This window comes from Streptomyces sp. NPDC057271 (assembly GCF_042668715.1).
In the GTDB taxonomy this organism is placed as follows: domain Bacteria; phylum Actinomycetota; class Actinomycetes; order Streptomycetales; family Streptomycetaceae; genus Streptomyces.
In genome coordinates this window covers 60088-80245 of sequence record NZ_JBHUYJ010000003.1, presented here as the reverse complement: position 1 = coordinate 80245, position 20158 = coordinate 60088, and the positions used below count along the sequence as shown (strand labels likewise).

18 protein-coding genes are annotated in these 20158 nt (G+C 73.8%); 9 read left to right on the top strand and 9 right to left on the bottom strand.

What is annotated here, in order from left to right:
• Positions 1-16: 16 nt before the first annotated feature.
• Together ACFUJR_RS02190 and ACFUJR_RS02185 are read right to left on the bottom strand one after the other, a co-directional pair.
• A complete protein-coding gene (locus tag ACFUJR_RS02190) occupies positions 17-2290 on the bottom strand; it encodes a heavy metal translocating P-type ATPase (RefSeq protein ID WP_383164748.1) in 2274 nt (757 codons plus the stop codon).
• Between the two features lie 142 nt (positions 2291-2432).
• Complete coding sequence (locus tag ACFUJR_RS02185; RefSeq protein WP_383164751.1) at positions 2433-2789, bottom strand: heavy-metal-associated domain-containing protein; 357 nt, start codon at positions 2787-2789, stop codon at positions 2433-2435.
• A 168-nt stretch (positions 2790-2957) separates the two neighbouring features.
• Between ACFUJR_RS02185 and ACFUJR_RS02180 the strand changes: the two genes are divergently transcribed.
• Both ACFUJR_RS02180 and ACFUJR_RS02175 read left to right on the top strand, forming a co-directional pair.
• Complete coding sequence (locus ACFUJR_RS02180) at positions 2958-3917, top strand: hypothetical protein (RefSeq protein WP_383164754.1); 960 nt, start codon at positions 2958-2960, stop codon at positions 3915-3917.
• A gap of 52 nt (positions 3918-3969) precedes the next feature.
• On the top strand, positions 3970-4659 hold the full coding sequence (locus ACFUJR_RS02175) for a copper homeostasis protein CutC (RefSeq protein ID WP_383164757.1): 690 nt from the start codon (positions 3970-3972) through the stop codon (positions 4657-4659).
• A 581-nt stretch (positions 4660-5240) separates the two neighbouring features.
• On the opposite strand, the gene ACFUJR_RS02170 is transcribed toward ACFUJR_RS02175, so the two are convergent.
• Complete coding sequence (locus tag ACFUJR_RS02170) at positions 5241-5978, bottom strand: SDR family NAD(P)-dependent oxidoreductase (protein WP_383164760.1); 738 nt, start codon at positions 5976-5978, stop codon at positions 5241-5243.
• Between the two features lie 98 nt (positions 5979-6076).
• On the opposite strand from ACFUJR_RS02170, the gene ACFUJR_RS02165 reads away from it, so the two are divergent.
• A complete protein-coding gene (locus ACFUJR_RS02165) occupies positions 6077-6946 on the top strand; it encodes an aminoglycoside phosphotransferase family protein (RefSeq protein ID WP_383164763.1) in 870 nt (289 codons plus the stop codon).
• Between the two features lie 137 nt (positions 6947-7083).
• Here the strand turns inward: ACFUJR_RS02165 and ACFUJR_RS02160 are convergent, their stop codons facing one another.
• Positions 7084-9120 carry a HelD family protein gene (locus ACFUJR_RS02160; protein WP_383164766.1) on the bottom strand — a complete coding sequence of 679 codons (2037 nt, stop codon included), beginning with the start codon at positions 9118-9120 and terminating at the stop codon, positions 7084-7086.
• 292 nt (positions 9121-9412) lie between these two features.
• Here ACFUJR_RS02160 and ACFUJR_RS02155 point away from each other — a divergent pair, with 292 nt between their 5' ends.
• Positions 9413-9592, top strand: a complete 180-nt coding sequence (locus ACFUJR_RS02155; RefSeq protein WP_383164769.1) for a hypothetical protein — start codon at positions 9413-9415, stop codon at positions 9590-9592.
• 48 nt (positions 9593-9640) lie between these two features.
• Positions 9641-10015, top strand: coding sequence for a hypothetical protein (locus ACFUJR_RS02150; RefSeq protein WP_383164772.1), 375 nt, complete (start codon positions 9641-9643; stop codon positions 10013-10015).
• 34 nt (positions 10016-10049) lie between these two features.
• On the opposite strand, the gene ACFUJR_RS02145 is transcribed toward ACFUJR_RS02150, so the two are convergent.
• Entirely contained in the window at positions 10050-11708 is a 1659-nt protein-coding gene (locus ACFUJR_RS02145; protein ID WP_383164774.1) for a DNA repair helicase XPB, read from the bottom strand.
• A gap of 112 nt (positions 11709-11820) precedes the next feature.
• Here ACFUJR_RS02145 and ACFUJR_RS02140 point away from each other — a divergent pair, with 112 nt between their 5' ends.
• Positions 11821-12411, top strand: a complete 591-nt coding sequence (locus tag ACFUJR_RS02140; RefSeq protein ID WP_383164777.1) for a Uma2 family endonuclease — start codon at positions 11821-11823, stop codon at positions 12409-12411.
• On the opposite strand, the gene ACFUJR_RS02135 is transcribed toward ACFUJR_RS02140, so the two are convergent.
• Positions 12408-15230: a helicase-associated domain-containing protein gene (locus ACFUJR_RS02135; protein WP_383450188.1), complete on the bottom strand. Its 2823-nt coding sequence runs from the start codon at positions 15228-15230 to the stop codon at positions 12408-12410. The two genes, ACFUJR_RS02140 and ACFUJR_RS02135, sit on opposite strands and share 4 nt — an antisense overlap.
• A gap of 62 nt (positions 15231-15292) precedes the next feature.
• Here ACFUJR_RS02135 and ACFUJR_RS02130 point away from each other — a divergent pair, with 62 nt between their 5' ends.
• Positions 15293-16222, top strand: a complete 930-nt coding sequence (locus ACFUJR_RS02130) for a hypothetical protein (protein ID WP_383174735.1) — start codon at positions 15293-15295, stop codon at positions 16220-16222.
• Positions 16223-16514: 292 nt separating this feature from the next.
• Entirely contained in the window at positions 16515-17153 is a 639-nt protein-coding gene (locus ACFUJR_RS02125; RefSeq protein WP_383174738.1) for an HAD family hydrolase, read from the top strand.
• Here ACFUJR_RS02125 and ACFUJR_RS02120 read toward each other — a convergent pair.
• Complete coding sequence (locus tag ACFUJR_RS02120; RefSeq protein ID WP_383174741.1) at positions 17141-17410, bottom strand: hypothetical protein; 270 nt, start codon at positions 17408-17410, stop codon at positions 17141-17143. The genes ACFUJR_RS02125 and ACFUJR_RS02120 overlap by 13 nt on opposite strands.
• A gap of 822 nt (positions 17411-18232) precedes the next feature.
• Here ACFUJR_RS02120 and ACFUJR_RS02115 point away from each other — a divergent pair.
• Positions 18233-18616, top strand: a complete 384-nt coding sequence (locus tag ACFUJR_RS02115; RefSeq protein ID WP_129767066.1) for a cold-shock protein — start codon at positions 18233-18235, stop codon at positions 18614-18616.
• A 19-nt stretch (positions 18617-18635) separates the two neighbouring features.
• Here the strand turns inward: ACFUJR_RS02115 and ACFUJR_RS02110 are convergent, their stop codons facing one another.
• Positions 18636-19487, bottom strand: coding sequence for a 1,4-dihydroxy-6-naphthoate synthase (locus tag ACFUJR_RS02110; RefSeq protein WP_383174744.1), 852 nt, complete (start codon positions 19485-19487; stop codon positions 18636-18638).
• A complete protein-coding gene (locus ACFUJR_RS02105) occupies positions 19484-20158 on the bottom strand; it encodes a futalosine hydrolase (RefSeq protein ID WP_383174747.1) in 675 nt (224 codons plus the stop codon). Before ACFUJR_RS02105 ends, ACFUJR_RS02110 begins: the two co-directional genes overlap by 4 nt.

Sequence of the window (20158 nt, the reverse complement as noted above, 5' to 3'; positions counted from 1 at the left end):
CGCTCACGCATGTGGGTCACCTGTCGGCGGCCTGGAAGCCACGCAGGCGCAGGCTGTTGCCGACCACGAAGACCGAGGAGAAGGCCATCGCGGCGCCGGCGATCATCGGGTTGAGCAGTCCGGCCGCGGCGAGCGGCAGGGCGGCCACGTTGTAGGCGAAGGCCCAGAAGAGGTTCGAGCGGATCGTGCCGAGGGTGCGGCGCGAGAGCCGGATCGCGTCGGCGGCGGCCCGCAGGTCTCCCCGTACGAGGGTGAGGTCGGCGGCCTCGATGGCGGCGTCCGTGCCGGTGCCCATCGCCAGACCGAGGTCGGCCTGGGCGAGCGCCGCGGCGTCGTTCACGCCGTCGCCGACCATGGCGACCGAACGGCCCTCCGCCTGAAGCCGCTTGACGACGTCGACCTTGTCCTGGGGCATGACCTCGGCGATGACCTCGTCGATGCCGACCTCGGCGGCGACGGCCTCGGCGACGGCCTTGTTGTCACCGGTCAGCAGGATCGGGGTCAGTCCGAGGGCGCGCAGCCGCCGGATCGCCTCGGGGCTGGTCTCCTTGACGGCGTCGGCGACCTCCAGGACCGCGCGGGCCGCGCCGTCCCAGGCCACGGCGATGGCGGTCCTGCCGGTCTTCTCGGCCGCGTCCATCGCGGACTTGAGCCCGTCGGGCAGCCCTATGGCCCAGTCTTCGAGCAGCTTCTCGCGGCCGACGAGGACGGCGTGCCCGTCGACCACGCCCTGGACGCCGAGCCCGGGGATGGCGGCGAAGTCCTCGGGGGTGGGCAGCGTGCCGACCCTGGCGGCGGCACCGGTGGCGACGGCCTGGGCGATGGGGTGCTCGGAGGAGTGCTCCAGGGCGCCCGCGAGGCGCAGGACGTCGTTCTCGCTGACAACGCCGTCGCCGTCGGCGGTGTGGACCTTGACGAGGGTCATCCGGCCGGTGGTGACGGTGCCGGTCTTGTCCAGGACGATCGTGTCGACCTTGCGGGTCGTCTCCAGTACCTCCGGGCCCTTGATCAGGATGCCGAGCTGCGCGCCGCGGCCGGTGCCGACCATGAGCGCGGTCGGGGTCGCGAGGCCGAGGGCGCAGGGGCAGGCGATGATCAGTACGGCGACGGCGGCGGTGAACGCGGCCGTGAGCCCGGATCCCGTACCGAGCCAGAAGCCGAGCGTGCCGAGCGCGAGCGCGATGACGACCGGTACGAAGACGGCCGAGATCCGGTCGGCGAGCCGCTGGGCGGCGGCCTTGCCGTTCTGCGCGTCCTCGACCAGCCTGGCCATGCGGGCGAGCTGGGTGTCGGCGCCGACACGGGTGGCCTCGACGACGAGCCGGCCGCCGGCGTTCAGGGTGGCGCCGGTGACGGAGTCGCCGACGGAGACCTCGACCGGCACGGACTCGCCGGTGAGCATCGAGGCGTCGACGGCGGAGGAGCCCTCGACGACGGTGCCGTCGGTGGCGATCTTCTCGCCGGGGCGGACCAGGAACCGCGTCCCGACCTGGAGTTCGGCGGTCGGCACGGTGACCTCACGGTCTCCGCGCAGGACGGTGACCTCCTTGGCGCCCAGCTGCATCAGCGCCTTGAGCGCGGCGCCCGCCTTGCGCTTGGACCGGGCCTCGAAGTACCGCCCGGCCAGGATGAAGGCGGTGACACCGGCGGCGGCCTCCAGGTAGATGTTCCCGGCGCCGTCGGTGCGGGCGATGGTGAACTCGAAGGGGTGCGTCATGCCCGGCGTACCGGCGGTCCCGAAGAACAGCGCCCACAGGGACCAGAGGAACGCGGCGATCGTGCCGACCGAGATCAGGGTGTCCATGGTGGCCGCGCCGTGCCGGGCGTTGGTCCAGGCGGCCTTGTGGAAGGGCCAGGCCGCGTAGACGACGACCGGCGCGGCGAGGGTGAGGCTGAGCCACTGCCAGTACTCGATCTGGAGCGCCGGGATCATGGCCATCGCGATGACGGGGACGGCGAGGGCGACGGCGGTGGTCAGCCGCTGCCTGAGGGGCCGCAGCTCCTCGTCGGCCCGCTCGTCGTCGGTGGGCCCTTCCTCGCCGCCGGACTCGGCGCGCGGGGGAGCGGGCTCCTCGGCGGTGTAGCCGGTGGCCTCCACGGTGGCGATCAGGTCCTGGACGGAGACGCCCGCGTCGAGGGTGACCTTCGCCTTCTCGGTGGCGTAGTTGACGGTGGCCTCGACCCCGTCCATGCGGTTGAGCTTCTTCTCGATACGGGCCGCGCACGAGGCGCAGGTCATGCCGCCGATGGCGAGCTCGACCTGGGCGGCGCCCGGAGTGGTCGTGGTCATTCCTGCACACCTCTTTCTTGGGGCTCGGTTCGCCTCCGCACGCCTCGCTCGCCTCGGCCGCCGCATCCCCGAAGGTTTCCGGGCGGGGGCCGGGGCCCAGGGGGACGGGCCCCGGCGTCCGGGTCGGGCTCGGGCCGGACGGTCAGGCGCGGCCGGTGAGTTCGTAGCCGGCGTCGTCGACGGCGGCGGAGATCGCGGTGTCGTCGGGGTCGCCGCCGGTGGTCACGGTCACCAGGCCGCGGGCGATGTCGACGTCCACGGAGACGACGCCGGCGAGCGCGGAGACGGAGGTGGTGATCGCGGTCCTGCAGTGTCCGCAGCTCATGCCCGACACGGCGTAGACGGTGGCGGTGCTCTCGGCGACGGCGACGGCGGTGCTGTCGGCGGTGGCGACGGCGGTGCTGTCGGCGGTGGCGACGGCGGTGCTGTCGGCGGTGGCGGTCGCCGCCTCGCCGGAGTCGGTCGAGCAGCTGCCGTCAGGAGTGCAGCAGGAACCCATGTCTTCCTCCTTGCTGGTGGACGGATACCCTTGGGGGGTATCTGTTCGGCGATTCCATGTATACCCCCCTAAGGTATTCGGCGCAAGCACCTTCCTCGCTTGACTTGATACCCCCTAGGGGTATTGTGAAGCGCATCGAACGGTTCACTCACGTACGGGAGAGCTGCCATGAACACCGGAGTGAAGATCGCCGCCTTCGCCGCCGTCCTCGCCGCGACCTTCGGCACCGCGTACGGGGTCGGCCGGCAGGTCGGCCCCGTGGGCGAACCGGCGAAGGCCGCCCACGGGGGTCATACGGTCGGGACGACCGGGCGCGCGGGTGAGGAGGCCGGGCATCCGGGCCACGAGGAGGGCGCCGCGAAGGCGCCCGTCGCCGGAGGCCTCCAGGTCTCCGAGGGTGGCTACACGCTGGCCATGGAGACGCCGAAGCCGGCCGCGGGCAAGAGCGTGCTGACGTTCTCGATCAGGGATGCGACGGGCAGGAAGGTCACCGCGTACGCCACCGAGCACGGCAAGGAGCTGCACCTCATCGTGGCCTCGCGGGACCTCACGGTCTATCGCCACCTCCACCCGGTGCGCGCTGCCGACGGCACCTGGTCGACCCCGGTCGACCTCCCGGCCGCGGGCGGCTACAAGGCCTTCGCCGACTTCAAGCCCGCGGCGAAGAACGCCACGGGAGTGACGCTGGGTGTGGATCTGTCCGTACCCGGCGCCTACGCGCCCCGACCGCTCCCGGCCGCCGCGCGGACCGCGACCGTCGACGGCTACGAGGTCGCGCTCGGCGGCACGCTCGTTCCGGGCAGGGCGGGCGAACTGAAGCTCACGGTCAGCAAGGACGGCAGGCCGGTCACCGATCTGGAGCCCTACCTCGGGGCGTACGGGCATCTCGTCGCGCTGCGCGACGGCGACCTGGCCTATCTGCACGTCCATCCCAACGAGGGCGGCCCCGGCCCGGACGTCTCCTTCACGGCGACGGCGCCGAGCGCCGGCTCGTACCGGCTGTTCCTCGACTTCCAGCACGACGGCACGGTGCGGACGGCGGCGTTCACGGTCCATGTGGGACAGGCGACGGCGACGGACGGGGCGGATGAGGCACCGCACGATGCGGGAGACCACCCGCACGGCTAGGGTGGGTCATTGGACTAGACCTGTAGTCGTCATTCATGGAGGAATGGGCTCGATGAGCAACCGTGCAGTCCTTGAGGTGATCGCCCTCGACGAGCAGGACGCCGTCGCCGCCCAGGCCGGCGGGGCGGACCGCCTCGAGCTGGTCACCGACATGGCGGCCGACGGGCTGACCCCGTCACGGACCGGCTTCGCCGCGATCCGGTCCGCCGTGGACATCCCGCTGCGCGTGATGCTCAGACGGGCGGACGGCTTCGCGGCGGGCGACATCGACGCCCTGGTGGCCCGTGCCCGCGACCTCCGGGAGGCGGGCGCGGAGGAGTTCGTACTCGGCTTCCTGACGCCCGACGGCGACGCGGACCTGGTGGCGGTGGAGCGGCTGATCGCCGTCCTGGACGGCTGCCGATGGACGTTCCACCGGGCGATCGACCGCGCGGCCGACCGCGACGCGCTGCGCAAGCAGCTCGCGGACCTGCCGGGCCTGGACACCTATCTGACGGCGGGCGCGGCGACGGGCGTCGACGACGGCCTGCCGGTCCTCAGGGCGGAGGCCGCGCGGTCGGGCGAGCCGGGCTACGAGCCGCAGATCCTGGTGGGCGGAGGCCTGCGCCTCGACCACCTCCCGGAACTCCGCGCGGCGGGCCTCGACGCCTTCCACATCGGCGGGGCGGCCCGCCCGAACGGCTGGAAGGCCCCGGTCTCCCCGGAGGCGGTCAGGGTCTGGCGCGAGGCGCTGGACGCGTAACCGCGCCGCGGGGCCCGGAGGCACCCGGCGTTCCGCCCCCCTGTGTGGCGCTGTGGGCCGGGTCGGTGCGCCGTGGAGTTCCGGCGGTTCTTCCACCGGACCGCGCCCGCAGGCACCCGGACGTTCCGCCCAAGGGGGCGCCCCCTCCGGCCGCGAGGAGCGCCGCCGCCGGACCGGCCACCGTGCCCATCCGCGAACCGGTGCCGGCGAGCCCGCCGCCCGCCCGCGGCGGCTGCGTGTGACCGCCGCCGACGGATTCCGTGGCGCCCGGCGCACGGGGCCCGGCAGGTCTTTCCGGTGCCGCTTGGGGCCTGGCGGGTCTGCCCGGCGCCGTCTGGGCCTGGCGGTCTATCCGGTGCCGCCCGGGCCCGGCGGTCATTCCGGTGTCGCCCCGGGCCCCGTAGGTCTTTCCGGTGTCGCCCGGGACCTGGCGGGTCTGCCCGGCGCCGTCTGGGCCTGGCGGTCTATCCGGTGCCGCCCGGGCCTGGCGGGTCATTCCGGTGTCGCCCCGGGCCCCGCGGTCATTCCGGTGTCGCCCCGGGCCCGGCGGGTCATTCCGGTGTCGCCCCGGGCCCGGCGGGTCAGCGGCCGCCCGAGACTCTCAGGATCGTGCCCGTCGTGTACGACGCGTCCGGGGACAGCAGCCAGGCCACCGCCGCCGCGATCTCCTCGGGGCGGCCCGGGCGGCGCAGCGGGATCGTCGGGGCCGCCTTCGCCGGGCGGTCCGGGTCGCCCATCGCCGCGTGCATGTCCGTCTCGACGATGCCCGGCGCCACGGCGTTGACCCGGATGCCGTCCGGCCCCAGCTCCTTGGCGAGGCCCACGGTCAGCGCGTCCGTCGCCGCCTTGGTCGCCGCGTAGTGGACGTACTCGTCCGGGCTGCCGAGCGTCGCCGCGGCGGACGAGAGGTTCACGATCGCCCCACCGCCCCGGGCGGCCATGTCGCGGGCGGCGCGGCGGCAGCAGAGCAGGTACCCGAGGAGGTTGACCTCCACCACCCGGCGCAGGTTCTCCGTCGACGCGTCCGCGAGCCGCCCCAGCGGGCCCGTCACGCCCGCGTTGTTCACCAGGCCGTCCACCGGCCCCAGTTCGGCCTCGGCCGTGTCGAACAGCCGCTCCACGTCGGCCTCGACCGAGGTGTCCGCCCGGACCACGACGCACCGCCCGCCCGCCGCCCGGACCACGGCCGCCGTCTCCTCGGCGGCGTCCGCGTCACGCACGTACCCGAGCACCAGATCGTGGCCCTCGGCCGCCAGACGTACACAGGTCGCCGCGCCGATCCCGCGGCTCCCTCCGGTGACGACGGTCGTACGGGACATGTCGGCCCACCCTTCTCGTGGTCGCGCTTCTCGTGGTCGCGCCCCCCACACCGTAATTCGATGGCCCCCGCCGAGACCCCCTGACTACCCTCCCCGCCATGGTCGACCTCGTACGCGCACTCGTCGCCGCCCAGTTCCCGCAGTGGGCCGGGCTGCCCGTCACGCCCGTGGCGTCGGCCGGCACGGACAACGACATGTACCGCCTCGGCGACGCGATGGCGGTCCGGCTGCCGAAGACCGCCGAGACCGCAGGGAGCGTGGTCAAGGAGCAGCGCTGGCTGCCGCACCTCGCCCCGCACCTCCCGCTGCCCGTGCCCGCTCTCGTGGGCCAGGGGCGGCCCGGAGAGGGCTTCGGCCTGCCCTGGTCGGTCTACGACTGGATCGACGGCGCGAACGCCTTCGACGCGCCGGTCGACGATCTCGGCCACGCCGCCGTGGAGTTGGGCCGCTTCGGCGTGGCGCTGCGGAGCGTGGACGCGACCGGCGGCCCGGCGTCCATCCGGGGCGGCCACGTCACCGAGTGGACCGGCGACCATCTCGACCGCGCCCTCCGCGACCTCGGCGCCGACGGTACGGTCGACGGCGCCGCCGCTGCCGAGGCCTGGGAATCGGTGCTCCGCCTGCCGCAGTGGGACCGTGACCCCGTCTGGATCCACGGCGACCTGCTGCCCGGCAACCTGCTGACCCGCGACGGGCGGCTCAGCGCCGTCATCGACTTCGGCGCCGTCGGTACCGGCGACCCGGCGTGCGACATGATCACCGCCTGGACGCTCCTCACCGCCGAGACCCGCCCGCTGTTCCGCGAGGCCGCCCGGGTCGACGACGCCACGTGGTCCCGTGGCCGGGGCTGGGCGCTGGGCTGGGGCCTGGTCACGGAGCACTACTACCGCGGCAGGAACCAGGTCCTCGCCGCCGTCGCCCACCGTGCGTGGACCGAGGCACTCCCCGAGTTCGCATCCGGCGCGTGAGGTTCGCGCACGGGGCTGTTCATCCCGACCCGCAGGCCCCACCATGCGCCTGACTACTGGTGCGTAACGCCGCGGAGGGGGGAAGCGTGCGGCACCGGACGCCGCGGGCCCTACCGGCGCCACTTCGACGACCGGGCCTAGCAGCCTGCGCTGCCCAACTGCGCGGGCAGTGGCGAGGAGTGAACGACCGTCAGCCCCGACACCGCTCGCGTCAGCGCCACGTACAACCGCCGGAGTCCGGTCCGCTCGTCCGGTTCGCCGTCCACGACGGCGGCCGGATCGTCCAGGACCACGTAGTCGTACTCCAGACCCTTCGCCAGCGAGGCCGGGACGAGCGTCAGCCGGGACTCGGCCGTCGTCTCCTCGCCGGGGGAGAGGAAGGCGAGCCCGGCCGCCGCCAGCGCCTGGCCGAGCGGCTCGACCCGGGCGTCGGCGGCGATCAGGCCGATGGAGCCCTCGTGCTCCAGGGACTCCACACAGGCCGCCACGACACCCGCGTCCAGCTCCGCCGGCTCGCGGTGGCGGACCGACAGCGAGCCCGGGTTCTCCCGGACCGACTCGACGGCCGCAAGCCCCGGCGACATGTGCGGCAGCAGCAGCGAGGCGTACGCGATGACCTCGCGCGGCACGCGGAAGCCGGCGGTCAGCTCCTCGACCACTGCCTCCGGCTTGCCCAGGTGCGTCAGCGCCTGCGCCCAGCTCTCGGTCGCCCACGGCGTGGTGCCCTGCGCCAGGTCGCCGAGGATCGTCGCCGAACCGGTCGTGCAGCGGCGGCCGACGGCCCGGTACTGCATCGGGGAGAGGTCCTGCGCCTCGTCGAGGACGACGTGGCCGAGCGAGTGCGTGCGCTCCACCAGGTCCCTCGCCTCGTCGATCAGGACCGCGTCCGCCGCCGACCACTTCGCCGACTTCACCGAACGGGCCGGCTTCGCCCACAGCAGCAGCTTCTGCTCGTCCTCGGTCAGGATCCCGGCCGCGTGCTCGGCGAGGAACCCGGCGTCGCTCAGCAGCCGCAGCACCAGCTTGGCCGGGTCGACCGGCGGCCAGAGCGTCTTCACGGCCGCCTTCACCGCCGTGTTCCGCGCCACCGCGTCCTGCACCCGGTCGTCGGGGGCCTCGCCCGCCTGCTCCATGCGCACCAGGACCGCGTGCGCGATGCGCTGCGGCAGCGCGTCCCGGGCGGCGCCGTAACGGATGTCGCGGTCCAGCAGCTCGCGGACCATCTCCTCCAGCTCGTACGCGGGGACCCGCCAGCGGCGCGAGCCGCGCACCACCATCAGCGGCTCGGTCGGCAGCGTGACGTGCGAGCGGACCGCCCGGCGCAGCACCTCCGCCATCCTCGCGTCACCCTTGACGGTCGCCGTCGCCGCCTCGTCCGCACCACGGACCTCGACGTGCGCGACGAGGTCGTCGACGGTGGCCTGCCGGACCTCCAGCTCGCCCAGCGCGGGCAGGACCTGCTCGATGTAGTGGAGGAAGGAGCGGTTCGGCCCGATGACCAGCGTGCCGGTGCGGGCGAGCCGCTCCCGGTGCGCGTAGAGGAGGTACGCGACCCGGTGCAGTCCCACGGCCGTCTTTCCGGTGCCGGGGCCGCCCTGGACGCAGACGGTGCCGCCGAGACCCGACCGGACGATCTCGTCCTGCTCGGGCTGGATGGTGGCGACGATGTCCCGCATCGGGCCCACACGGGGGCGCTCGATCTCGGCCTGGAGCAGCCTGCTCGTCCGCTCCTGCTCGGCGGGGTCGGAGAGATGCTCGTCCTCGTACGCGGTGAGTTCGCCGCCCGTGTAGCCGAACCGCCGCCGCAGCCCCACGCCCTGCGGGTCCTTCTTCGACGCGCGGTAGAACGGCTGGGAGACCGGCGCGCGCCAGTCGATCACCATGGGGTCCCCGTCGGCGTCATGGACGTGCCGACGGCCGATGTAGAAGCGCTGGCCCTCCTGCGTCGTGTGCAGGTAGTCGAGCCGGCCGAAGAAGAGCGGGGTGTGGGAGAGGTCGGCGAGGGCCTTGATGCGCTCCTCGATCTGGCGGCCGAGGACGAGCGAGTTGACCCAGTTCGCGGTGACGTCCGTGATGTCGAGAGCTTCGACGTCCTCGCGCATCGCCCGCAGCGCGGCGCGCGAGTCGGCGAGATGGGCGCGTTCGCGCGCGAGCGGATCGACGGACGTGGACATGCGGGAGCCTCCGGGCCGGTGTGCGTACAGGTCAGGGCGGCCGCCGGTCTCCGACCGGGCGGCAACGAGAGGTACTTGCCCGAAGGGCATCGGTCGAGGGTGGCGGTGCGAGACGGGAGGGCACTCCACGGAGGGAGGCGGGGAAGTCGGAGATTGTAGCTTCGGGCGCCAGAGGGAGGCGAATGGTTTTCCGTGGGGGACGGCCCGTAGGGGGTGAGGTCCCCCCTGAGGTGGACGAGAGTTCCACCCCCAGCCTGATGTGTTCGGAATGTCCGGATTCCATCATGGAGGCATGACCTCAGCGACCTTCACCCCGGACCGTTCGATCCCCCGCCCGCACCGCCTCGGCCTCGCGCTCCGCGCGATAGGCGCCTACGGCGCCGCCGCCGTGAGCGTGGTCCTCCTCGGTGAGTACGCCGAGGAGGCGGGCGTGCGGCACCCGCGCCCCAGGTACGTGGGCGGCCCGGACTGAGTACGACCGCCCATGCCCGAGGCCGTCCCCGGCTGATCTGATCGGGGCATGGACACGACCACGGCCCCCGCGACGACCGAATCCGCCCGGACGACCGATTCCGCGCCCGCGACGACCGATTCCGCGCCCGCGCTGCCCGAATCCGCCACCGCCTTGCGTCTCGTCGCCCTCGGCGGCCTCCTGGTGCTCTTCCTCTCGCTGATCGCCACCGCGGTCGTCGTGCTGGAGGACACCATCGGCGACGACGGCATCATGGGCGCCGCGGCCGACGCCGCCTTCTGGGCGGTGGGCCTCGGCACCCTGGCCGGCCTCGCCGCCGCCGTGACACCCCGCGCGGTCCTCGCCCACGGCGCCCGCAAGCGGGTGGTCGCCCTCCAGTACACGCTGGCGGTGATCGCCCCGGTGATCGCGCTGATGGACTGACGGCCCGTCCAGGGGGTGTCCGGCCAGCCGTCGGCTAGCCGGTCTGTCCGCCCTCGCCCGCCATCAGTTCGTCCGCGTCGACGATCCGGTAGGCGTAGCCCTGCTCCGCCAGGAACCGCTGGCGGTGCGCCGCGAAGTCCTGGTCGATCGTGTCCCGCGCGACGACCGAGTAGAAGTGGGCCTGGTGCCCGTCGGCCTTCGGCCGCAGCACCCGTCCGAGCCGCTGGGCCTCCTCCTGCCGGGAGCCGAACGTGCCGGACACCTGGATGGCGACCGTCGCCTCGGGCAGGTCGATGGAGAAGTTGGCCACCTTCGAGACGACGAGGACACTGATCTCCGCGTTCCGGAAGGCGTCGAAGAGCTTCTCGCGCTGCGCGTTCGACGTCTCGCCCTTGATGACCGGCGCGTCCAGGTGCTCGCCGAGCTCGTCCAGCTGGTCGATGTACTGGCCGATGACGAGGATCTGCTGCCCGGCGAACTTCCTGACCAGCGCCTCGGTCACCCTCCGCTTCGTCGCCGTCGTGGCGCAGAAGCGGTACTTCTCCTCCGTCTCGGCGGTCGCGTACGCGAGCCGCTCCGACTCCGTGAGGTTGACCCGGACCTCGACGCAGTCGGCGGGCGCGATGTACCCCTGCGCCTCGATCTCCTTCCACGGCGCGTCGAAACGCTTCGGGCCGATGAGCGAGAAGACGTCCGACTCGCGGCCGTCCTCCCGGACGAGGGTCGCCGTGAGGCCCAGCCGTCGGCGGGCCTGGAGGTCTGCGGTGAACTTGAAGACGGGCGCGGGAAGCAGGTGCACCTCGTCGTAGACGATCAGGCCCCAGTCGCGGGAGTCGAAGAGCTCCAGGTGGGGGTAGATCCCCTTCCGCCTGGTCGTCAGAACCTGGTAGGTGGCGATGGTGACCGGCCGGATCTCCTTCTTCGTACCGGAGTACTCGCCGATCTCGTCCTCGGTGAGTGAGGTCCGCTTCACCAGCTCGTGCTTCCACTGACGGGCCGAGACCGTGTTGGTGACCAGGATCAGCGTCGTGGCCTTCGCCTGGGCCATCGCCCCGGCGCCGACCAGGGTCTTTCCGGCGCCGCAGGGGAGCACGACGACACCGGAGCCGCCGTGCCAGAAGCCCTCGACGGCCTGCTTCTGGTACGGGCGCAGGGCCCAGCCGTCCTCGGCGAGCTCGATCGGGTGCGCCTCGCCGTCGACGTAACCGGCGAGGTCCTCGGCCGGCCAGCCCAGCTTCAGGAGAGTCTGCTTGATCTGCCCGCGCTCGGAGGGGTGCACGGCGACCGTGTCCGCGTCGATGCGGGCGCCGACCAGCGGCTGCACCTTCTTGGAGCGGAGGATCTCCTCCAGGACCGGCCGGTCGGTGGTGGTGAGGACGAGCCCGTGGGTGGGGTGCTTGGAGAGCGAGAGCCGGCCGTAGCGGGCCATCGTCTCGGCGACGTCCACGAGAAGCGCGTGCGGCACGGGGTAGCGGGAGAACTCGACGAGCGCGTCGACGACCTGCTCGGCGTCGTGCCCGGCGGCGCGCGCGTTCCACAGGCCGAGGGGCGTCACCCGGTACGTGTGGATGTGCTCGGGTGCCCGTTCCAGCTCGGCGAACGGCGCGATGGCCCGCCGACAGGCATCGGCGAGCTCGTGGTCGACCTCCAGGAGCAGCGTCTTGTCGCTCTGGACGATGAGTGGTCCGTTCACGTACGTACATCCCTTCCGCACGGCCAAACATCCAGTGTGCCTGAGGTCCGGCGGTTGTCGGTGGGGGCTGCCACACTGAAGGCGACCGGTTCCACGAGAGGGAGGTGGCGAGATGAGCGTCGCGCACGATCCGCACTACGGGCCCTGGACCATAGAAGAGGTCCTGGCACTGGGGGAGGACCGTGGTCAGCGTCGTGAACTGATGGGGGAAGCGCTCATGATGTCTCCGGCTCCGGGAACCAAGCACCAGCGGGCGTCGTCGCGTCTCTGGAGTCTGCTGGACCGTGCCGTCCAGGCGGAGGGCGTGGCCGCCGAAGTCCTGGAAGCGGTCAACCTCGTCCTGCCCGACGGGCTCTTCATCCCGGACATCGTGGTGGTCGAGGCGGCCGCCGCGGCCGAGAACCCGATCACGTACGACGCCGATGACGTGCTGCTCGTCGTCGAGATCGTCTCGCCCTCGTCGTCCGGCCGCCGTACCGACCGGCTGCTCAAGCCGCCGTACTACGCGGAGGCGGGCGTCGAGCACCTCTGGCGGCTCGAACTGGAGCCGGTGCCGACGCTGGTCGTCTGCGAGCTGCAGGACGGCCGCTACGGGGAGCGCGTCGTCGCCGAGGCGGGACGGACGACCCTGATCGAGAAGCCGTTCCCGGTGGAGCTCGATCCGGCCGCGCTCGTCAGTCCGCGGGGCAAGGCCGGTGCCTAGACCTGGTCGTCGGCCAGCTCCGCGACGCCCGTGATGCGGTGGAGGGGGTACGTGCGGACCTCGTCCGCCGTGTGGTCGTAGCCCGTCACGAAGCCCCCCTCCACCCGTACCGGGGCGATGACGCGCTGGCTCGCCGCGCCCTCCGCGTTGACGTAGCCGATCCAGACGGCGGAGCCGGTCATCGCGGCGGCCTGGACCGTGGCCAGCGTCTCGGCGGGGGAGGTGCGAGGCAGCTCCCCGGCGGCCCGGGCCGGGGACTCCGGCGTCTCCGGGCGCTCCTTGCGGACGGCCGTCGCCGCCGCGTCCCCGGCCCGGATCGCGCGGACCGCCGCGCCGAGCAGGGTCGCGTCCGGGGCGGGCGGGCCGTCGGGGACGGGGTCGGGCGCAGAGCGGGCGCCGGTGCGGTAGGCGTCGGCGCGGGTGATCAGGACGTCGCCCGCCGCGGACTCGGCGGCCGGGGCGTAGCCCATCGACCGCAGCCCGTCGAGCAGCGCCGCCGGGTCGGTCTGGGCGGCGAGCACGGTCGGCGCGAGACGGCGGAGCCGCAGCGAAGCGGAGCGCTTGTCGGCCAGGATCTCGCCGAGCAGCGCGTCGTCGTCGCAGCGTACGTAGGCGGAGGCGGCGCCGATCCGGAGGTGGCCGTGCTTCCGGGCCACGTCGTCGATGAGGTACGAGAGCGGCTGCGGGACCGGCGTACGGGAGTGGGCCGTCAGGAAGTCCTGGAGGTCGGACGCGCTGCGTCCGGCGTCGAGCGCGCGGCGGACCGATCCGGGCGTGAACCGGTAGACGGTCGCACCGCCCTTCGACTCGACGTCCGCGAGGACGGAGAGCATGTCGGCGAGCGGGCGCCGGAGCGGTCCCGGCGCGACGGCGGTGAGGTCGGCCTGGAGAAGCACGTGGTCGACGGCCTCGGGGAGCAGCGGGCCGAGCAGGGTCGCGGCGCGGGAGGCGGCGACGGACAGCTCGACGCCGTGTTCGGCGACAGGTTCGGCGACCGCCTCGGCGAGCGGCAGGTTGAGCAGCGCCCGGGCGTGCGAGGCGAGGGCGCCGCGTCCGGTGATCCCGAGCAGCTCGGCCTCGGCGAGCGTCCACAGGGCGAGCCGGGAACGGAGGTCGGCGGGTCCGTGGGCCATGCCGACGCCCGGGCCGACGGCGGAGCCGTGACCGATGCCGGACCCGGACCCGGACCCGGACCCGGACCCGGACCCGGACCCGGAGCCGGAGCCGTACCCGGAGCCGATGCCTGCGCCTGTGCCGTACGCCGTCCCCGTGGCGCCGTACGCCGTCCCGGTGGTGCCGTACGGCACACCGGCGGCCGTACCCGACGCGCCCGCGCCGCCCCGGCCGCCCGGGGCCGTGCCCGTCCCGGCCCCGGCTCCGGCTCCGGAACCCGGGTCCGGCGCGCCCGCGGCGCCCGCCGTCGTGCCCCGCAGCGGGCGCTCCCAGCGCAGCCGGGTCAGCAGCGTCTCCGGGTCCGCCGCGACGCCGGGCGGCAGTGTCGCCTGCAGGGTGAGGACCCGGCGCCGTACCTCCGGCGCGGCGCCCCGGTCGAGGTCCGGGCCCAGGGCGGAGAGCGCGCGGCCCTTCGCGTCCTGGCCGCCGACGAGCCCCGAGGTCCGCGTCCCCACCAGCCAGGACGTCGCGAGCCGCGCCCAGCGCTCGGCGGGCGGCAGATCGAGCCAGTCGTCGTACGCGGGCGTCGGCGCGTACCGCTCGTCCGCCTCCCCGTCCGAGGCGAGCAGCCCCGCCCCGTACGCGAGCTCCAGCCAGAACGCCGCGACCTGTTCCGTGACGTCGAGCGCCGTGGCGGTCCGTCTGAGGTCCCGGACGGACATCCCGCCCGCGCGCAGCACGGCGGGGCCGCCCTGGTCCCAGCCCTTGAGCAGCTCCTCGACCGTCGCGAGCGCGGTGTACGCCTGGCCCGCCGCCGTGTTGTCCACAACCTGGGGACGGTACTCGCGCAGGACGTCGAGCGCGGGCGCGTGCGGCTCGGGCGAGCGGTGCGCCCGGCCGCCGCGCAGGTGCAGCGCCGCCTCCCGGGGCAGGACGACCGTGCGGGGCGAGGCGGGCAGCAGCAGGCCCCGGTCGCGCAGCCAGCGGACCGGCGGCGTCGGGTTCGCCGTGACCTCTCCGTACGGAGGGCCCCACACCAGCCGGTCGAGCACCGCCAGCGCGTCCGACGGCGCCGTGTCGAGCAGCGCGCCCATCCGGTCCCGGTCGGTGAACAGCTCCGTCAGCGCCGCCACAGCCGAGACCGGATCGTGCGTCGCGGGGAGCCCGGCGGCCGCGAGGATCTCCTGGATCCGGCCCGGCGACATTCCCGCCGTCGCCTCGGAGACGGTCGGCCCGAGACCGGTCGGGGACGGGTGCTGCGGGGACGGAGCGAGCAGCTCACGCGCGGTCCGTACGAGCCGCAGCCGCTCGTCCTCGCCCCAGACCAGGGCCTGCTCGCGCAGCACCTCGACGGCGCGGGGCAGCGCCGCCTCGATGTCCGGGTCGCCGTCGTCGCCGGTGAGGAGGGCGAGGAGGACGGGGTACGGGGCGGGGTCCGGGGCCACGGCCAGCGCCTCGGCGGTCTGGAGCGTGAACCGGTCGAGCCGTTCGAGCGCGCGGACCACGGAACCGCGGGTGCCGGCCCGGGTGGCGAGCTGGGTCAGGTCGTTCGGTACGGGCGAGAGCAGATCGGGGCGCGCGCGCAGCAGCGCGGCGAGCCCTTCGTCACCCCGCGCGCGCAGCGCCTCCGCGAGCGTGCGCGGCGCGGCTGCGCCGCCGGTTCCTGCGGGCACGTGCGCCTCCCGATCGAGCTCACCGATCCCCATCCGCCCCACGTTAGCCCCTGCGCGGGCGCTAACGTCGGGGCGTACCGGCCGTGGAGGGGACTGTGGGCATCGAGAGCGACCAGTTGGTCTTCGACTATCTGAGCCGGGTGGGCGATCTGGCGCAGCGGAGACAGCTCCCGTCGGGGGCGCGGATGAAGCTCGTGTCGTCGCTCCGGGGCGAGATCGACCGTCGGCGCGCCACGTACGGCAGGGAGAGCCCGGCGGCCGTCCGCTCCCTCCTCGACGAGCTGGGCTCACCGGACGAGGTGGTGGACCGGGCGGCGGGTGGCGGGCGGGAAGACCGACAGGCGAGGACCGTGCCGGGGCCGCGGACGGAAACGAGGCCGCGGACGGAAACGGGGCCGACGCCTCCTCACCTCGCGGGGACGGACGAGGTCGGCGCTGCGGACACGGAGCCGGACTGGTGGCGGCTGGACGGCGGGCCCGAGGCGTCGCTGCCCGGGGACGACCTGGTGCCGGGGTTCAGGGGCGGGGTGGAGATCCCGGAGATCCTCAAGCCCCCGCCGGGCGGGACGGAGGACGACGAGGAGCGCCACGCGCCCGGGGACGAGCCCGCGCGGGCACCGCTGTGGCGCCGCGTCCTGCGCGTACGCCGGCCCGTGGCGGAGGACGGTGGTGGTGGCGGCTTCCGGCTGGGCGCCCCGGTCCTCGTACTGGCCGCGCTGCTGCTGCTCGGAGGCGCGGTCTTCGGCAACCTCCTGGCCCTCGCCCTGGGCTGGCTCCTGGCGTACGCCTCGCGCCGCCTGTCCCGTACCGAGACGCGGTGGGCGGTCGTCGTCCTCCCGGCCCTGGCGGCCACGGCGGGCACGGTCTGGCTGTGGGGCCGCGTCGAGGGCCGCTGGGGGGAGCCGGTCGCGAGGGGCGGAGAGGCGATGGGCGCGGCGGTCTCGGAGACCTGGCCGTGGACCCTGAAGGCCGCGGCGCTGGCCTCCGCGGCCTTCCTCCTCTGGCGCGCCCGCCGTGCCCGGTAGGACGTGTCGCGATGACCCCGCCTGCCGCGCCTGCGCTGCCTGCCTCGCGACGCCCGCCTGCCGCGCCTGCGCCCCGCCTGCATCGCCTGCGCCCCGCCTGCCCGCCTGCGCCGCGCCTGCCCGCCTGCGCCGCGCCTGCCCCGCGACGCCCCCTGCCCCGCGACGCCCGGCACGCACCCCCCGTAGCCCTTCGGGCACGGGAGGTGTCCCCAGGCTGCGTTGCCGGGTACTTCGCTGAGCCTCGGTCCAGCAGGGAGTCCACGCAGCGGCCGTAATCGAACACCCGGGCACAATGTCACCCATGACTCTCCCCCGACTTCCGCTGACCGTCGGCTTCGACCTGGACATGACGCTGATCGACTCCCGCCCGGGCATCAAGGCCTGCTACGAGGCCTTCTCCGCGCAGGTGGGCGTCGCGATCGACGCCGACCTGGCGGTCTCGCGGCTCGGCCCGCCGCTGGAGCACGAGCTGGCCCACTGGTTCCCGGAGGCGGAGATCGTGGAGCGGGCCGCCCAGTACCGCGCGCTCTACCCGACGTACGCGATCGAGCCGTCGCTCGCGCTGCCCGGCGCCGGGGATGCGATTCAAGCCGTTCGCGAGGCGGGCGGCCGGGCCATCGTCGTCACCGCGAAGAACGAGCCGCACGCCAAGCTGCACCTCTCCCACCTCGGCATCGACCCCGACGCCGTCATCGGCGGACTGTGGGCCGAGGGCAAGGCGGAGGCCCTGCGCGAGTACGGCGCGGGGGTGTACGTCGGCGACCACACCGGCGACGTGCGTGGCGCCGCGACCGCGGGCGCCCTGTCGGTGGCCGTGGCGACCGGACCGTGCGACGAGGCGGAGCTGCGGGCGGCCGGCGCGGACGTCGTCCTGCCCGACCTGACCGCGTTCCGTACCTGGTTGGAGGGGTACCAGGCCTACCGGCCCTGAACCGCCGCCGCCTTCGCCTGGCGTCGCTGCGCCCCGATCGAGCGCAGCACGCCGGCGCCCGCGACGAGGAAGCCGACGCCCATCAGCATGCACACGGCGTACGCGATCGGCGGGAACGGGTCGGTGCCCAGGAACAGCGGCGCGACCGTGACCAGCGTCGCCACCGCGCCGATGATGAAGACGATCGCACCGGCGCGGACGAGACCGTCACCCGGAGCGCTCTCGTCCGACGGGGCCGAAGGGGATTCACTACTCATTCGGCCAGGGTAGTTCCCAGGCCGAAGGAACAGACCGGCGACGTCCTGTCACCGGCCCGAGGCCCATGAGTGCTCCCGCCGCTTCTTCAGGTCCTGGCAGGCGTCCCGCAGGAAGACGGCGTACAGGTCGACGAGAGCCGTCTTCCCCCGGTGGTGCTCCATCGGCGGTCGGGTACTCACCGGTGACGGCGCGCACCGGACGAGCCGAACTCGCGTAGCTGTGGCCGGTGTTCATGACGTACATGTGGATCTCTCCTCTTGTGTCAACCCGGCGTGGGTCCGAGGCGAGGGAGCCCGGACGATCGCCTTCACGGTGGCGACGACGGCCGGCGAGTCGTCCCCGGCGGCCGTCACGGCGGAGGTCATCACGCTCGGGACGGTGACCGGGGCCTCCCTGAGGTTCTCGTTCACGGGGGCGCTCCCGGACGACTGCGCGGCGCTCCCCGTGTCCCGGAGGGCGCTCCCGGACGACTGCGCGGCGCTCCCTGTGTCCCGGGGCGACGCGGCCCGCCGGATGCCGGTGCCTGGCGCTCCACCCGGGACGACCCACCCGGTCCACCGGGCCGGGCAGTCCGTCGTGTGTCCGAGGGAACGGGGTGTCGGGAGTGGCGTGACATGTGCTGTGATGTGCGTGCCTCTCGCCCCTACGAGCGCGCAGCGATTGAAGTCGGCCACTCCCGGCCGTCGGCATGGATGGACTGGCTTGACGGAGGGTACAGACCTGGGGAAGCTTCCAGGCGACACGGCAGGCACGAGCAAGCGCTAGATAGCCTGACCTGCAACGACAGTGGTTCGGCTGACTGGTGAGATGGGGTGCGTGCTTTGCCCACCGGCAAGGTCAAGTGGTTCAACAGCGAGAAGGGCTTCGGCTTTCTCTCCCGCGACGACGGCGGCGACGTCTTCGTCCACTCGTCGGTACTCCCTGCCGGAGTCGACGCCCTCAAGCCGGGGCAGCGTGTGGAGTTCGGGGTGGTCGCGGGACAGCGCGGTGACCAGGCGCTCTCCGTGACGGTCCTCGACCCGACCCCGTCCGTCGCCGCGGCGCAGCGCCGTAAGCCCGACGAACTGGCGTCCATCGTGCAGGACCTGACGACGCTCCTGGAGAACATCACGCCCATGCTGGAGCGTGGCCGCTACCCCGACAAGGCGCAGGGCGGCAAGATCGCGGGCCTGCTGAGGGCGGTCGCGGACCAGCTCGACGTGTGAACCCGCCCCCCGATGTCCCCTAGGGAAACGACAGCGCGTCCGGGCCGAGGGGCGGTACCAGCCCCTCGGCCGCCGCGCGGGTGAGCAGCCCGCGCACGGCCGCGTAGCCGGCCTCTCCGAGGTCGGCCGTGAACTCGTTGACGTAGAGACCGATGTGCTGATCGGCCACGTTGGGGTCCATCTCCTGTGCGTGCTCGAGTACGTACGGGCGCGAGACCGTCGGGTCGTCCCAGGCCATCCGTACCGACGCACGGGCCGCCTCCGCGAGGCTCCGCAGCACGTCCTGGCCGAGCGAGCGGCGGGCGATGATCGCGCCGAGCGGGATCGGCAGGCCCGTGGTGTCCTCCCAGTGGGCGCCCATGTCGGCCAGCGCGTGCAGACCGTAACGCTGGTAGGTGAAGCGGGCCTCGTGGATGACGAGCCCCGCGTCGACCTTCCCGTCGCGCACGGCGGGCATGATCTCGTGGAACGGCATCACGACGACGTTCCCGACTCCTTCCGGGACGACGTCCGCCGCCCAGAGCCGGAAGAGCAGGTACGCCGTCGAACGCTCGCTCGGCACCGCGACGGTCTTCCCCCGCAGGTCCACGCCCGGCTCCCGCGTCAGCACCAGGGGCCCACAGCCGCGCCCCAGCGCGCCGCCGCAGGGCAGCAGGGCGTACTCGTCGAGGACCCAGGGCAGCACGGCGTACGAGACCTTCAGGACGTCGTACGCGGGGTCACCGCTCTCGGCCCAGCCGTTGGTGAGGTCGATGTCCGCGAACGTCACGTCCAGGCGCGGGGCGCCGGGGACGCGGCCGTGGGCCCAGGCGTCGAAGACGAAGGTGTCGTTCGGGCACGGCGAGTACGCGATCTTGAGCTTGGGCGTCATGGGGCGGGCTCCACGAAGACGGTGGGCTTAAGCAGCTGGAACGTGTGCCGCAGCGAGTCCAGGGCCTCGCCGATGCGCCAGGCGGCGCGGTCGCGCGGGCCGACGGCGTTGGAGACGGCGCGGATCTCCACCACGGGCACACCGTGGGCGGCGGCTGCCTCGGCGACGCCGAACCCCTCCATCGCCTCGGCGGCGGCGCCGGGGTGACGGGCCGCCAGCTCGGCAGCGCGCTCGGCGGTACCGGTGACGGTGGAGACGGTGAGCACGGGCGCGACGGTGTGGCGCTGCTCGCCGCGGGCGAGCGCGTCGGAGATCCGCCGGGTCAGGGCGGGCGACACGGGGTGCGTGGAACGCCCGAACCCGAGTTCCTCGACGGTGAGGTAGCCGTCGGGTGTCTGCGCGCCGAGGTCGGCGGAGACGATCGTGTCGGACACGACGACGGAGCCGAGGGGCGCGAGGGGCTGGAACCCGCCGGCGATCCCGGCGGAGACGACCAGGTCGTAGGGGGTGGTGGCCCGTGCGAGCGCGGTGGCGGTGGCCGCGGCGACGGCCGCGGGCCCGACACCGCCGACGAGCACATCGGCGGCGTGCGGTCCGTCGTGGCGAAGGCCGCGCGCGACGGAGTCCGCCTCCGCCGCCACGGCCGTCACGATCAGGATCCGGGCCGTCAC